Annotated in this window: 14 protein-coding genes and 1 pseudogene; 10 read left to right on the forward strand and 5 right to left on the reverse strand. The window is 58.0% G+C overall.

Going from position 1 to position 14,189, the window contains the following annotated elements:
- The first annotated feature begins 3 nt into the window (after positions 1-3).
- Positions 4-2,265 (forward strand): phosphoribosylformylglycinamidine synthase subunit PurL, encoded by a 2,262-nt coding sequence (gene purL, locus HMPREF1255_RS08100; RefSeq protein WP_024111320.1) that lies wholly within the window; start codon positions 4-6, stop codon positions 2,263-2,265.
- Between the two features lie 56 nt (positions 2,266-2,321).
- Here purL and HMPREF1255_RS08105 read toward each other — a convergent pair whose 3' ends face one another.
- Complete coding sequence (locus tag HMPREF1255_RS08105) at positions 2,322-3,392, reverse strand: polyprenyl synthetase family protein (RefSeq protein WP_024111433.1); 1,071 nt, start codon at positions 3,390-3,392, stop codon at positions 2,322-2,324.
- 29 nt (positions 3,393-3,421) lie between these two features.
- Here HMPREF1255_RS08105 and HMPREF1255_RS08110 point away from each other — a divergent pair, with 29 nt between their 5' ends.
- Positions 3,422-4,318 (forward strand): methylenetetrahydrofolate reductase, encoded by an 897-nt coding sequence (locus HMPREF1255_RS08110; RefSeq protein ID WP_024111375.1) that lies wholly within the window; start codon positions 3,422-3,424, stop codon positions 4,316-4,318.
- 49 nt (positions 4,319-4,367) lie between these two features.
- Here HMPREF1255_RS08110 and HMPREF1255_RS08115 read toward each other — a convergent pair whose 3' ends face one another.
- From HMPREF1255_RS08115 to eutS, 4 genes are read right to left on the reverse strand one after another with little or no spacing between them, the layout of a single operon-like run.
- A complete protein-coding gene (locus HMPREF1255_RS08115; protein WP_036917524.1) occupies positions 4,368-5,465 on the reverse strand; it encodes a 1-propanol dehydrogenase PduQ in 1,098 nt (365 codons plus the stop codon).
- Positions 5,458-6,807, reverse strand: a complete 1,350-nt coding sequence (locus tag HMPREF1255_RS09480; RefSeq protein WP_024111314.1) for a PocR ligand-binding domain-containing protein — start codon at positions 6,805-6,807, stop codon at positions 5,458-5,460. Before HMPREF1255_RS09480 ends, HMPREF1255_RS08115 begins: the two co-directional genes overlap by 8 nt.
- Complete coding sequence (locus HMPREF1255_RS08125) at positions 6,795-7,229, reverse strand: EutP/PduV family microcompartment system protein (RefSeq protein ID WP_024111377.1); 435 nt, start codon at positions 7,227-7,229, stop codon at positions 6,795-6,797. The genes HMPREF1255_RS09480 and HMPREF1255_RS08125 overlap by 13 nt, the downstream gene beginning before the upstream one ends.
- Positions 7,229-7,585, reverse strand: coding sequence for an ethanolamine utilization microcompartment protein EutS (gene eutS / locus HMPREF1255_RS08130; protein ID WP_016456625.1), 357 nt, complete (start codon positions 7,583-7,585; stop codon positions 7,229-7,231). Before eutS ends, HMPREF1255_RS08125 begins: the two co-directional genes overlap by 1 nt.
- 159 nt (positions 7,586-7,744) lie before the next feature.
- Between eutS and HMPREF1255_RS08135 the strand changes: the two genes are divergently transcribed.
- The 8 genes and pseudogenes from HMPREF1255_RS08135 to HMPREF1255_RS10210 all read left to right on the forward strand — a co-directional run.
- Positions 7,745-8,026 carry a BMC domain-containing protein gene (locus tag HMPREF1255_RS08135; protein ID WP_231376348.1) on the forward strand — a complete coding sequence of 94 codons (282 nt, stop codon included), beginning with the start codon at positions 7,745-7,747 and terminating at the stop codon, positions 8,024-8,026.
- 3 nt (positions 8,027-8,029) lie between these two features.
- Positions 8,030-8,809 (forward strand): propanediol utilization microcompartment protein PduB, encoded by a 780-nt coding sequence (gene pduB, locus HMPREF1255_RS08140; protein WP_016456623.1) that lies wholly within the window; start codon positions 8,030-8,032, stop codon positions 8,807-8,809.
- 12 nt (positions 8,810-8,821) lie between these two features.
- Positions 8,822-10,483, forward strand: coding sequence for a propanediol/glycerol family dehydratase large subunit (locus HMPREF1255_RS08145; protein WP_024111544.1), 1,662 nt, complete (start codon positions 8,822-8,824; stop codon positions 10,481-10,483).
- A gap of 7 nt (positions 10,484-10,490) precedes the next feature.
- Entirely contained in the window at positions 10,491-11,171 is a 681-nt protein-coding gene (locus HMPREF1255_RS08150) for a propanediol/glycerol family dehydratase medium subunit (protein ID WP_016456621.1), read from the forward strand.
- A gap of 8 nt (positions 11,172-11,179) precedes the next feature.
- Positions 11,180-11,719, forward strand: coding sequence for a diol dehydratase small subunit (locus HMPREF1255_RS08155; protein WP_024111519.1), 540 nt, complete (start codon positions 11,180-11,182; stop codon positions 11,717-11,719).
- 10 nt (positions 11,720-11,729) lie between these two features.
- Positions 11,730-13,541 (forward strand): diol dehydratase reactivase subunit alpha, encoded by a 1,812-nt coding sequence (locus tag HMPREF1255_RS08160; protein ID WP_024111350.1) that lies wholly within the window; start codon positions 11,730-11,732, stop codon positions 13,539-13,541.
- Positions 13,542-13,910 carry a glycerol dehydratase reactivase beta/small subunit family protein gene (locus HMPREF1255_RS08165; RefSeq protein ID WP_016456618.1) on the forward strand — a complete coding sequence of 123 codons (369 nt, stop codon included), beginning with the start codon at positions 13,542-13,544 and terminating at the stop codon, positions 13,908-13,910.
- Positions 13,910-14,170: pseudogene (locus tag HMPREF1255_RS10210) on the forward strand (BMC domain-containing protein); the annotation flags it as partial. The gene HMPREF1255_RS08165 and the pseudogene HMPREF1255_RS10210, both read left to right, overlap by 1 nt.
- Positions 14,171-14,189: the final 19 nt, after the last annotated feature.

Raw genomic sequence — 14,189 nt, forward strand, 5'->3', positions numbered from 1 at the left:
TGGATGGCATTCGTGTTAGATACAGTTAACAACGCTAAGCAGACTCCCGACGCCGCCCAGCCTTGGGCTGAGCTCGGGCTTAAAGAGGACGAATACCAACGCATCCGCGACCTGCTGGGCCGCCGCCCAACCGGCGCCGAGCTGGCGATGTACTCGGTGATGTGGTCTGAGCACTGCTCCTACAAGTCTTCGAAGATTCACCTGAAGAAGTTCGGTGTGGTGGGTAAGGAAACCCCGATGGGGCCGCTGCTCGCAGGCATCGGCGATAACGCCGGCGCCGTTGACGTCGGCCAGGGCTACGCGGTTACCTTCAAGACCGAGTCGCACAACCACCCTAGCTATGTGGAGCCGTATCAGGGCGCCGCAACGGGTGTTGGCGGCATTGTCCGAGACATCTTGGCAATGGGTGCGCGCCCGATAGCCGTGATGGATTCGCTGCGGGTCGGTCCACTCGACGCCCCCGATACCAAGCGCGTGTTGCCTGGCGTCGTCGCGGGAGTCGGCGGCTACGGCAACTGCCTCGGCCTGCCGAACATTGGCGGTGAGACAGAGTTCGACCCGATCTACTTGGGTAACCCGCTGGTTAACGCCACCTGCATCGGCGTCATGCGTCACGATGACCTGAAGTTCGCGAAGGCTTCCGGCGTCGGCAACTACGTCGTTCTTTATGGCTCCGCAACTGGCCCCGACGGCATCGGTGGCGCCTCGATTCTGGCCTCGGAGACCTTCGAGGAGACCAGCAGCAGCAAGCGCCCGGCCGTGCAGGTCGGCGACCCCTTCATGGAGAAGCTGCTTATCGAGTGCACGCTCGAGCTGTTCCAGGCCGGCGTCGTCACCGCGCTCCAGGATTTCGGTGCCGCGGGCATTTCCTGCGCCACCAGCGAGCTGGCTTCCGCGGGTGACATGGGCATGCACTGCGAGCTCGACAGGGTGCCGCTGCGCGACGAGACTATGACTCCCGAAGAGATTCTGATGAGCGAGTCTCAGGAGCGCATGATGGCCATCGTTACTCCTGAGAACATCGACGAATTCATGGAGATCTGTCGCAAATGGGAGGTCTCCGCAACCATCGTCGGGGAACTCACCGAGGGCAACCGCTTGGTCATCGACTGGCACGGTGAGACAATCGTCGACGTCGATCCCCGCACGGTAGCCCACGAAGGCCCCGAATACGACAGGCCGCAGCGCCGTCCGGAATGGATGGATATGGTCATCGCCGACGACGCTAACGCGTTGCCGAGGGATAATGAGACCATCGCCGAGCAAGTAAAAGCCCTGGTAGCCTCGGCGAATCTCTGTTCCAAGACGTGGATCACCAACCAGTACGACCGCTTCGTGCGTGGCAATACTGTGCTAGCTCAGCCGGAGAATTCCGGCATGATTCGCATCGACGAGAACACTGGGCTCGGTATCGCGATGGCTACGGACGCGAACGGCCGTTACTCTTACCTGAACCCTTATTGGGGTGCGCAGCTTGCGCTTTCGGAGAGTTATCGTAACGTCGCAATGACCGGCGCGACCCCGGTGGCGATCACCGACTGCCTGAACTTTGGTTCCCCCGAGAACCCGGAGGTCATGTGGCAGTTTGTCGAGACGATCCTCGGTCTGGTTGACGCCTGCCGCGAGCTCGGCATCGCGGTCACCGGCGGTAACGTCAGCTTCTACAACAACACCGACGGGGTCGATATTCACCCGACACCGGCAATCGGCACCTTGGGCGTAATCCAGAATGTTGCGGATCGGATCCCGATGGGCTTCGCGAATGCGGGCGACGCAATCGTGCTGCTGGGCGACACCAAGTGCGAACTCGGCGGCTCCGCATGGACCCGCGTGATCCACGAGCACCTGGGCGGCACCCCGCCTGTGCCGAATCTGGACGCCGAGCAGAAGCTGGCGACCTTGATCAGGGAAGCATCCGAGATCCTGGTCAGCGCCCACGACCTCTCTGAGGGTGGCATCGCCATCGGCCTGATCGAAGCTTGCTGGCGAAACGGCTTCGGAGCCCACGTTAGCCTGCCTCACACCGGGCTAGACAACGTTGCGAATATGTTCAGCGAATCGCCCGCTAGGGCAGTCGTCACGGTAGCCGCAGACGATGTCGAGAAGCTTCACGAGCTCTGCGAGTCCATCGGCGTCCCGATGGCGCGCATTGGTATCGTAGCTCAGGGCAACAAGCTCAGCATCGACGGCATCTGCGAACTCGACCTCGACGAGCTACGCGAAGCCAGCGAGGCCACCATCCCGGAGGCAATGAAAGGCGTTTAAGTCAATAAAAATTGGCGGTGCTACTCGGTAGCGCCGCCAATTTTTTGTTTAAGCTCTCATTTTTCTCTGTCCACGCACTGCACCAGCAGCTGCGCGATCGGGGCTCGGGCCTCCTCTGATAGGCCGACCTCGTCCAGCGCCTCGTAGGCGGCCTTGACGTAGCCTCCGATCAGTTCGCCCACGTCGTCCAAAGCGCCACATTCCATGATGATATTCAGCGCGCGCTCGAGCGCGTCGGGGCTCATTTCGCGCCCGATTAGGGAGGCGAGCTCGTTGGCGTGCGGTGACTTCTCCATGGTTATGGCAAGCAGCACTGTCTGCTTGCCTTCCACGAGGTCCCCGCCAGTTGCCTTGCCGGTGACGCCTTCGTCTCCGAGGATGCCCAGCAGGTCGTCACGAAGCTGGAAAGCCTTACCCAGCGCTGAGCCGAAATCGCCTAGCTTGGCCAGCTCGCGTTCGCCGGCACCACCGGCCGCTGCGCCGAACTGCAGCGGACGCATCACGGTATAGCGGGATGTCTTGGCCTCTAGGACGAGCTCGGCCGATTCGCGAGCGCTCATCTCGTCCAAAAGTCCGAACTGGTTGGAGACATCCAGATACTGTCCGGCATTAACCTCGTTCTGGACCAGCCGCCAGTAGGGCAGCGCATCCGATAGGCGCTCCAGCCCGCAGCCGTAAACCAGGTCGTTCGCCAGCCCGAGCATGACGTCGCCGAGTACGATGGCCGACTGCCTGCCAAATTCTTCATTGCTCAGCTCGGCGAAATGCTTGTGCGCGCTCGGTTGGCCACGTCGCGTGGGGGAGTTGTCGATCAGGTCGTCATGTACGAGGATCCCGGCGTGCAGCATCTCGAAGCCGGCGCCCGCTGTGAGGATTGCATCCGGATTCTCTGGCTGGCCAGCGAAGGCGCTGTAACCCCAATACAAAAACGCGGGACGTAGCCGTTTGCCGCCCTCGTAGTAGCGAGTGGCAGCGTCGCTCAGCTCGCCGCATTTTGCATACAAACCCTTTAGGTCTTTGTCGGCTTGGGCAGCGGATTTTTTCAGGCGCACGGCGATGGCGTCACGGAAATCTTTCGAAGTGGGATCAACGGCATCGAAGCTCATAACCTGAAAGTCTAGCTGCATTCTTGGGCCTCTCGTCTAAGATATCGGACGTGACCGAACAACGCAGCATGACTACGGTTGCTCAGGTGCTCAACCAGAGCAACGGGCCGACCTACAGCTTTGAATTTTTCCCTCCCAAGACCGAACAGGGCACTTCAAACTTGATGCAGGCGGTCGAGGAACTCGAGCCACTCAAGCCAGATTTCGTCTCAGTTACCTACGGCGCTAGCGGAACCAACCGCGACCGCACTCTGGGCGTCACGGTTGAGCTGGCTAAACGAAGCAACCTGAGGGTTATCGGCCACATCACCTGCACCGCACAAAGCGTAGACGAGGTCAAGCGGGCGATTGACGCATATGGCGAGGCCGGCATTAGGAACATTCTGGCTATTCGTGGCGACATGTCGGGAGGTCCGCGTGTGGCTTGGGAAAAGCACCCACAAGGCCTAGAGAACGCCACCGAACTGGTCGAGCTGATTAAATCTCGCGGTGACTTCTGTGTCGGCGTCGGCGCCTTCCCAGACGGGCACCTGACTAGCGACTTCGAGCTCGACGCGCAAATTTTGCTCGGCAAGCAACAGGCAGGCGCTGAGTTCGCCGTCACCCAGCTGTTCTTCGAGCCTAAACACTACTTCGATCTGGTGGATAGGGTACGAAATGTCGGCGTGACGATGCCGATCGTGCCTGGCATCATGCCGGTTTCAAGCGTCAAGCAGCTGGGCAAATTCGTTGAATTTTCCGGCGCAGACATCCCAGCTAGGGTTGCCGAGACACTGCTTCGGGTGCCCGACGATCCGATGATGGTTCGAGTCGCAGGTTCCGTCATCGCATCCGACCTGTGCAAGGAAATGCTGACTGGGGGAGCACCCGGCCTGCACTTCTACACGCAGAACCGCTCGGTGGCCACCAGGGAAATCCTGGCGATGCTGAGGGCAAGGGGATACTAATAACGCAGACAAAAGGGTGAGCCCGGTCGGGCTCACCCTTATCGTTTGTCTAGAGAGCGCGCAGAATGATCTGGCGCAGGTCTTCCTCGGTTGGCTTAACCGGGTTCGTCTGCGTGCAACGATCGACCATGGCGCTGGCGGTCATCTCGTCGAGCTTCTTACGGCACTCGTCGGAATCGACACCGGCCAGGTGCAGACTGTCGGGAATCTGCAACTTCTCATTCATCCTGCGGATGTGCTGGATGAACATGCGCACCGCAGACGGGCCGTTAGAGTCGGGCGAAACCATCCTGCCTAGGCGGGCATAACGGCTCATGGCCTGCGGGTCCTGACTGTTGTACTCGATGACGTGCGGCAGCAGGATAGCGTTCAGCCGCCCGTGTGCCACGTGGAAGTGGCCGCCCAGCGCGTGCGCCAGGCTGTGCGTGATGCCTAGCCCCGCGTTCTCGAAGGAGGAAGCTGCAAGGGAAGAGGCGCTGTGCATGTGCTTACGCGCGTCCATGTCGTTGCCATCGACGAAGCACTCATGCAGATTCTCAAAAACCAGCGAGACGGCCTTCTCGGCGAGCGCGTCGGTGAAGTCGTTGGCGTCGGTAGAAACGTAAGCCTCTGTGGCGTGGGTCAGCACATCCATGCCGGAATCTGCGGTGGTTTTCGACGGGCATGAGCGCACGGCCTCGGGGTCCAGGATGGCGATGCGGGCATACATCTTTTCCGACAGCAACGGAATCTTTGTTTCGTTAGCCTCGTCGGTGATGACCGCGTAAGAAGTCACCTCGGAGCCCGAGCCGCTGGTGGTCGGAATGACAACGATTCCGCCCGGTGCACCACGTCCGTCTTCACCAGCGATCAAGTGAACCGCCTTAGCGGTATCGATTGCAGAACCGCCGCCGTAAGCCAGCACGATTTCCGGACCAAACTGCAGGTATTCGGCGACGCCCTGCGCCACCAAATCGACAGTCGGGTTCGGCTCGACCTTGTCGAAAACCTTCACGTCGTCGAGGCGCGCGACGATCTCCTTGAAATGGTCTGTGGTGGCTAAGAAGCCGTCGGTGACGACCAGTACTTTGGCGCCGGCAAATTCGTCCAAAACGTCTAGGCTGTCATCGCCCATATGGACTTTGGTAGGGATCTGGAAATTAGGCATTATTCTCCTCCGAATACTGCTGACGATATTCACCCGGAGTTACTCCGACGTGTTTCTTAAATACTCTGGAAAAGTAGTTTTCTGGCTGGAACTTGAGCGCACTAGCGATGCGAGAGATCGGTTTATCGGTATGCGCGAGTATCATCTTGGCCTTTTCTAGGCGCTTCGCTGTGACGTATTGAATGAACGTGCTGCCCGTGTGGTTTCTGAAGGTTCTAGAGAAGTGCGAATGTGAACAGTTCAGGTATTCCGCGCCGTCCTCGACGGTCAGAAAAGCGGTCGGATCCTTCTCTATCTCGTTCAACAGTGTGTTGACCGTGCGCTCTTGCACCTTCAGCGTGGGTTCCATCAGGTTGTGCAATGCGATGAGTAGGTTCTCGCAGTACCTGAAGGAATCGTAACGGTTCATCTCGCGCTTGGTGCGCATCCTGTGCCGAATGACCATCTGCGAAATATCGCGTCCAGTGCTCACGGAGTCGCTGCTCGCGATGCCGATCAGCACATCCTCAAAGCGTGCTATGTCGGTTGTTTTCATTTTCATGATCCAACTCGGCAGGGTGGCATCGAGGAATTGTTCGAGCACCTGCATGTTCGCGCCCAGATCGCGGCGAAGGACGTTTCCGGTTATCAGGTACGGGTCGAGGATGGAATCGAGCGCATCGTTTTTTTGCGTGATCGGGCGTAGCGGAAGCGCCTTATGGGTTAGCCTGCCCGCAAGCAGCGGAGCGAACCTGTCTTTTCTCTCCACGTCAGGCACGGAGTTGAGGCGTCCGTAGATTGGGCTAGGAGCCAGGATAGTGAGCTTCTTGCCGTTGTTTCCGATCTTTTCGTTAACCATCTTGATAATGGCATCGGCGCTGCGATGAATGGTCTCTAGATTGACGGTGTTGACGTCACGAATCAGATCTTCAGCCTCATCCGGAATAGCGAACTGGCCTTTGTTAGGCAAAATTTCCTTCGGCATCCGCTCGTTTCGCATCAGCACTTGACCGGCGAGAACCGCTCCGATGAATCTTTCGTCCGAGACGATGGGCACCGCAAAGTCGACTAATCCGGCGTGGCACTTGTAAACAACCGGGCGGCCGTCCAGTGCGCCCTGCAACCCGCCGTGTGCGTCACAACTCATACAGCGCTTACGCACCCACGGGTCTCTACGCAGCAACTGGCAGAGCGCGGAGAAGCCCGAAGCGTCGGTGATGGAACGGCCCATGGAGTCAACGGTGATCATTCCCAGGCCGGTCTCCGCAGCGAATTCGTCTTGAATCTTTTGCAGCTTCTCGATGTCGATTACGTCGCGGAGGCTCAGATTGCCGATGCCCGAAAGCTTAATTAGCTCTGCCACAGCACCTCCCGCAGCTCGTCGATGCCTCTGCCTGTGACGGCGTCAGTGACGAATATTGGGCTAGCCCCACCTTGGGCGAGGGTCTGTTTTGCATTTTCGATCTGCTCTTCGGTTGCGTTGTCTGCTTTCGTGACTACGCCCCAAACCGGGGGAGCGAACGTTCCTGCGATGCCTGGAGGCATCCGGGTCTCGGGCGCAGTCGGGTCCACGAGCAACAAAACGGTGCCCACGCTGTTGGCGCTTACCTGAAGAGCCGACCAAAATCTACCGTGATCGAAGTACTCCCCAGGAGTGTCAACAATGTTGCCAAGAGCCTCGATCGCCTGCGTTTTAGCGTACTTAATTGAGGCGTCATTAAGCCTCTGGCAGAGCGTCGTTTTGCCAGCCGTGATACTCCCAATGAGCAGAATTGTATCCGACATTACGTTCTGGTTATTTGGGTGGGGGTGAATCCGAGCACATTTTCGAGGGTGTCCACTACGCTGCGCAGCGACGACTCCACGCTTGCCAGGACGCCCGTGATGACCACCGCGCCGGAAAACCTGTCCACGAAAGCCAGTTCAACTGCAGACGCCTTAGTGGCAATGTCCGCCGCGATAATTGCGCCTTCACCAGGGGTAATAGTGAAGATTCCGATGGCCCCATTGTGGTCACTAGTTAGGCCAATCTTCTGGTATAAGCTTTCGTCAGGGTTAGCGATGACGTGCGCAAGGGTGACCTGTTTGCCCGGCACAAATTCCTGGATTATTCGCTGCTTTGCGAAGACTTCGTCACTCATTTCACTCCATCGTTGTTTGCTTCATGGTATGCCGTGAAAACCGGTTTCCTTAAGCCTGAGCAGGAATTTGTACAAAGGTGCCTGTTTTGTTTCATCAGAGTTGGCGTATTGTCAAATGCAAGTTGCCTGTAATTGCAGGTGCCCACAGACAAAGGAGTTCTGATGCAAGAAGCACTCGGCATGGTTGAAACCAAAGGTTTCGTCGGGGCCGTAGAAGCTGCAGACGCAATGGTCAAAGCAGCAAATGTGACGCTTTGCGGCAGCGAAAAAATCGGCGCCGGCTTCGTCACAGTTACTGTCAGAGGCGATGTAGGCGCAGTTAAGGCAGCTGTTGACGCAGGTGCCGCATCCGCGTCTCGAGTTGGCGAACTTGTAAGCCAGCACGTGATCGCTCGTCCGCACGGCGATGTAGAGACCATCCTTCCAAAGAACGCGGAGTAAAAAATGTCCAATGAATTAGTTGACCAGGTAATGAAGGAAGTAATGAAGCAGATGGGTAGCGAGGAAAAGCCCGCAAGCTCTTCATTTAAGGCAAATCCCGGTATCACCGAGTTTGTCGGTACCGCAGAGGGCGACACTATCGGCCTCGTTATTGCAAACCTGGACGCTCAGGTAGCTAAGCTGTTCGGGCTCGACAAGAAGTACCGCTCAATCGGTATTCTCGGTGCACGCACCGGCGCCGGCCCACAGATTTTCGCAGCCGATGAGGCAGTCAAAGCCACCAACACTGAGATCGTAAAGATTGAGCTTCCCCGAGACACCAAGGGCGGGGCAGGCCACGGTTCGTTGGTGGTTTTTGCGGCTGAGGATGTTTCCGACGCCCGCCGCGCCGTAGAGGTAGCTCTCGAAGACATCGACCGCACCTTCGGTGATGTCTGGGGCAACGACGCGGGCCACCTGGAATTCCAGTACACCGCCCGCGCCTCGCATGCGTTGAACATGGCATTCGGTGCCCCGATCGGCAAGAGCTTCGGTATCACCGTTGGTGCCCCCGCCGCCATCGGCGTCGTGCTGGCTGATACCGCAGTTAAGGCATCGACCATCGACGTCGTGTCGCTCGCCACGCCGACCAACGGCCAGAGCTTCTCCAACGAGGTCACCGCTACCTTCAGCGGCGATTCCGGAGCTGTTCGCCAGGCGATTATCGCCGCTCGCGAGGTCGGCATCAAGCTGCTCGGCGCGCTCGGTGATACCCCGACTTCGACCACCACTCCGTACATTTAAAGAGGACGCTAAATGAGATCAAAGAGGTTTGAGGCTCTCGATGCGCGTCCCGTCAACCAGGACGGGTTCGTCACCGAGTGGCCAGAAGTTGGTCTAATCGCGATTGATTCGCCTAGCGACCCGAAGCCGTCGATCAAGATCGAAAACGGTGAGGTCGTCGAAATGGACGGTAAGCGAGTCGACGAGTTCGACATGCTCGATTCGTTCATCGCTCGTTACGGCATCAACTTGGAAAATGCCGAGAAGGCGATGTCCATTGATTCCGTCGACATGGCTCGGATGCTTTGCGACATCAACGTTCCGCGTGCAGACGTTATCGCTTTAACTACTGCCATGACCCCGGCCAAGCTGACCGAGGTCATCAGCAAAATGAGCGTGCTGGAAATGATGATGGGCGTCACGAAGATGCGCGCCCGCAAGAAGCCGGCTAACCAGTGCCACGTGACTAACGTTGCCGACAACCCGGTGCAGATTGCGGCAGATGCCGCGGAGGCTGCACTTCGTGGCTTCGCTGAGATGGAGACCACGATGGGTGTCGCCCGTTACGCTCCGTTCAACGCGATTTCGCTTATGGTTGGCGCTCAAACTGGCCGTCCGGGCATTCTCACGCAGTGCTCCTCTGAGGAAGCCACTGAGCTTCAGCTCGGTATGCGCAGCCTAACGGCTTACGCCGAGACCGTTTCGGTGTACGGCACTGAGGACGTCTTCATGGACGGCGACGACACTCCATGGTCGAAGGCCTTCCTAGCTTCCTGCTACGCCTCTCGCGGCATGAAGATGCGTTTCACTTCGGGCACCGGTTCTGAGGTTCAAATGGGCTTTGCCGAGGGCAAGTCGATGCTTTACCTCGAGTCCCGCTGCTTGTTCGTCACGCGTGCTGCCGGCTCGCAGGGTATCCAGAACGGTTCCGTTTCTTGCATTGGTGTTCCCGCTGCTGTTCCGGGCGGTATCCGTGCGGTTCTCGGCGAGAACCTGATTGCCATGATGCTCGACCTGGAATGCGCATCCAGTAACGACCAGACGTTCACGCACTCCGATCTGCGCCGTTCGGCTCGTACTCTGATGCAGTTCGTTCCGGGTACCGACTTCATCTGCTCCGGTTACTCTTCAACCCCGAACTACGACAACATGTTCGCTGGTTCCAACTGGGACGCCGAAGACTTCGACGACTGGAATATCATCCAGCGTGACCTTCGTGTCGACGGTGGCTTGAACCCTGTCGAAGAAGATGTCGTGGTTGCGGCACGTAACAAGGCGGCCCGCGCTTTGCAGGCAACCTTCCGTGGTCTGGGCCTGCCTGCCATCACCGATGAAGAGGTTGAGGCAGCTACCTACGCTAACGGCTCGAAGGATATGCCGAAGCGTGATGTCGTTGAGGACCTTAAGGCTTGCGCCGAAGTCCTTGAGCGTGGCCTCACCGGCCTGGACGTCTGCAAGGCTCTCTACAAGGGTGGCTTCGACGACGTTGCAAAGGCGATCTTCGATCTCAACGTCCAGCGTTGCGCGGGCGACTACCTGCACACCTCGGCGATCTTCGACGAGAACTGGGGCGTTGACTCTGCAGTTAACAACCCGAACAGCTACGAGGGCCCGATGACCGGCTACCAGATCAGTGACGAGCGCTGGGAGCAGATCAAGAACATCCGCAACGCGGTAAGCCCGGAAAGCATCTGAGGTAATCATGGATCAAGCAACGCTTAAAAGCCTTATCGAAAAGGTAGTTTCTGAGGTTGTCGCCGGCCAGGCGAGCAACCCCGCACCGGCCCCCAAGTCTGAGAAGCCTGAGTCCAAGGCGATCAGCTACTCGGATCCCGGCGATATCGAGGTTGTTGAGACCGGCGTAGCCGAGCGCGGTACCGACCCGAAGGAAGTCGTAATCGGTCTTTCTCCGGCTTTCGGCACCGAGCTGACTAGCACGATCATCGGCCTGAAGCACGGCGAGGTTCTTCGCCAGATCTGCGCAGGTATCGAGGAAGAGGGCCTGAATTACAGGTTCATCAAGGTGTACCGCACCGCAGACGTCGCTTTCATCGGTCTGGACGCAGCAAAGCTGTCCGGTTCTGGAATCGGCATTGGTTTGCAGTCCCGCGGCACATCGATCATCCACCAGCGCGACCTGGCACCGCTGAGCAACCTCGAGCTGTTCAGCCAGGCACCGTTGATGGACCTTGAGACCTTCCGCGCGCTAGGCCGCAACGCCGCGCAGTACGCGAAGGGTCTGTCGCCCAACCCGGTACCGATTCGTAACGACCAGATGGCTCGTCCGAAGTACCAGGCTGTCGCGGCTCTGCTGCACAACAAGGAAACCCGACTGACTGACACGCACAAGAAGGCGCAAGCAGTCACCATTAAGTACAAGTGAGGCAAAGCATGAACCAAGAAGAACTGATCCGTCAGATCATGTCTGAGGTCATGAAAGACCTCGGAAGTAACGACGTCGAATTCACCAAGAATTCTCCGGCACCTTCAACTTCTTCCGCTCCAGTATCTTCCGGCGCGAAGTTGACTGTGGCAGACTATCCGCTGGCGCAGAAGCACCCGGATAGGGTTAAGTCCAACACCGGCAAAGTGCTGTCTGATCTGAGCTTCGAGAAGGTTAAGAGCGGAGAGTTGAAGCCGGACGACTTCAAGATTTCGGCTGACACCCTTGAGCTGCAGGCCGAGGTCGCTGAAGCGGCTGGACGTCCGACGCTGGCACGCAACCTTCGTCGCGCTGCAGAGCTGATCGTGGTTCCCGACGATCGTCTTCTGGAGATCTACGACGCTCTACGTCCTTACCGAAGCAGCAAGCAGGAGCTTCTGGACATCGCAGACGAGTTGCAGAACGTACACAAGGCCGCTATCTCGGCAGACTTCGTGCGCGAGGCAGCTGACGTTTACGAGAAGCGCGACCGTCTGCGTCGCGACTAAGGAGTCGAAAATGTCTGTAGTGGCAGGAATTGATATCGGCAACGCAACCACCGAGGTTGCGCTGGCGCGTCGAAGCGGCCCCGATCTTGAATTCCTAGCGTCCTCTACGGTCAGAACGACTGGCATGAAGGGCACCAAGGAGAACATCAAGGGTGTCTTTGGTGGTCTTAAAGATGCCCTCGGCAAGGCAGGGCTTAACCTCGACGACGTCGATCTGGTGCGGATCAACGAAGCCGCACCAGTTATCGGCGACGTCGCGATGGAGACGATCACCGAAACGATCATCACCGAATCGACGATGATCGGTCACAACCCGTCCACACCGGGCGGGTTGGGCATCGGTGTCGGCACCACGATAAGCATCGACGATCTGACCTCTGCTAACCAGGGGCCATACATCGTCGTTATCGACCGCAGTCATGATTTCGCGGATGCAGCGCAAACAATTAATAACGCTTCGGCGAAGGTTACTGGCGCGATCTGCGAACTCGATGACGGCGTTCTGGTGGACAACCGGCTCGATGAGAAGATCCCGATCGTTGACGAGGTTGCCTACATCGATAAGGTGCCTTTAGGTATGTTGGCCGCTGTGGAGGTTGCCGATGTTGGTCGAATCGTGGAGACGCTGTCCAACCCATACGGCATCGCCACTCTTTTCGATCTCAGCTCCGAAGATACCAAGCAGGTCGTACCGTTGGCTCGCTCGCTGGTTGGCAACCGCTCAGCAGTGGTTATCAAGACCCCGAAGGGAGACGTCAAGGAACGCAGGATTCCTGCGGGCAAGTTGACGTTCCACGGGCCTACCAGGAAGAACACCAGTTTCGTCGAAGTTGATGTCGATAACGGTGCAGAGAAGATCATGGCGGCCCTCGGTGAGGTGACTGATGTCACCGACATCACGGGCGAACCGGGCACCAACGTCGGTGGAATGATGGAACAGGTTCGAGTATCGATGGGCACGCTCACCGATCAGAACCCGAAGGACATCAAGATTACCGATCTGTTGGCGATTGATACCCGCACTCCTAAGCAGGTTGCGGGCGGTATCGCTAACGAGTTCTCGATGGAAGCTGCCGTCGGTATAGCCGTCATGGTGCACGCCGATCGGCTGCAGATGCAGATGATTGCCGACGAGATTTCTGCTGAAATAGGCATTCCCGTCGAGGTGGGTGGCGTTGAGGCAGACATGGCCATTCAGGGTGCATTGACAACTCCTGGTGTTGCTGCCCCGATCGCGGTTTTGGATATGGGTGCGGGCTCCACAGATGCGTCTGTAATGCATGCGGATGGTTCGATCGTTTCGACCCACCTTGCCGGTGCAGGCAATATGGTGACGTTGATGATAAAGACCGAACTCGGCCTTTCTGATACGCACATTGCCGAGGACATCAAGCGCTATCCTCTGGCCAAGGTGGAAACGATTTTTTCCATCAGGCATGAGGACGGTACGGTCCAGTTCTTCAACGATCCGCTACCGCCGGAGACGTTCGCTAGGGTCGTAATCATGAAGCCCGATGGTTTGGTTCCTCTGGACATCGATCTGCCTGTCGAGACTATCCGGCAGGTGAGAATCCGCGCTAAGCAGCAGGTGTTCGTCACAAACGCGGTGCGTGCTTTGCGCAAGGTCAGCCCGACAGAGAACGTGCGAGACATCGATTTCGTTGTTTTAGTTGGTGGTTCTGCCCTCGACTTCGAGATTCCCCAGCTCGTAACTCATGCGCTGGCCGACTATCGAGTCGTCGCAGGGCGCGCAAACATCCGGGGCAGCGAAGGCCCACGAAACGCGGTAGCAACCGGCCTAGCCCTGAGTTGGGAGGGCTAAATGCGAAACGTTCCGGCCCAGGTGCCAACAATCAAACTCCACGCGAACTCCAAGATCACCGACGATCAGTTGACTCAGGTGTTGCTTGGAGTTGAAGAGGAGAGCGTACCCATTGAGGTCGTTCGTGAAGACGAGCTCAACCCGCTCGAACTGGCCCACAACGCAGCGATTGCTTCGAGTTTGGGCATCGGCATCGGTATATCGCTGGACTACGTAGTAGTAACGACGGAGAAGTTGCCCACTGAGCGGCCATACATGGCCACCTGGTTGGGTGATAGCTGGATCAACGACCGCCACGTGGGGGAAAACGCCGCACGGTTGGTCAAAAGGACGCCGCTACTGCGGCTAGCTTTGGAAAGGAGTGCTTAATGCAGGCGCTAGGAACCATCGAAACGCTTGGGATGGTCGCAGCTATCGCAGCAGCCGATGCAGCGGCTAAAGCCGCAAACGTTGAGCTGATCGGCTACGAGCTGACTCGCGGCGGCGGTTATGTCAACGTCAAGGTACAGGGCGCGGTCGACGCGGTCCAGTCTTCTATGGACGCAGCCAAGATGGCAGCCGAAAGGATCAGCAAAGTGATCAGCTTGTCGGTCATCGCCAGGCCAAGCTCTCAGATGGAAAAGATTATTTTCAGTGCTGACACAGTCG

Origin of the sequence: Propionimicrobium sp. BV2F7 (assembly GCF_000510445.1) — a bacterium.
In the GTDB taxonomy this organism is placed as follows: Bacteria; Actinomycetota; Actinomycetes; order Propionibacteriales; family Propionibacteriaceae; genus Propionimicrobium; species Propionimicrobium lymphophilum.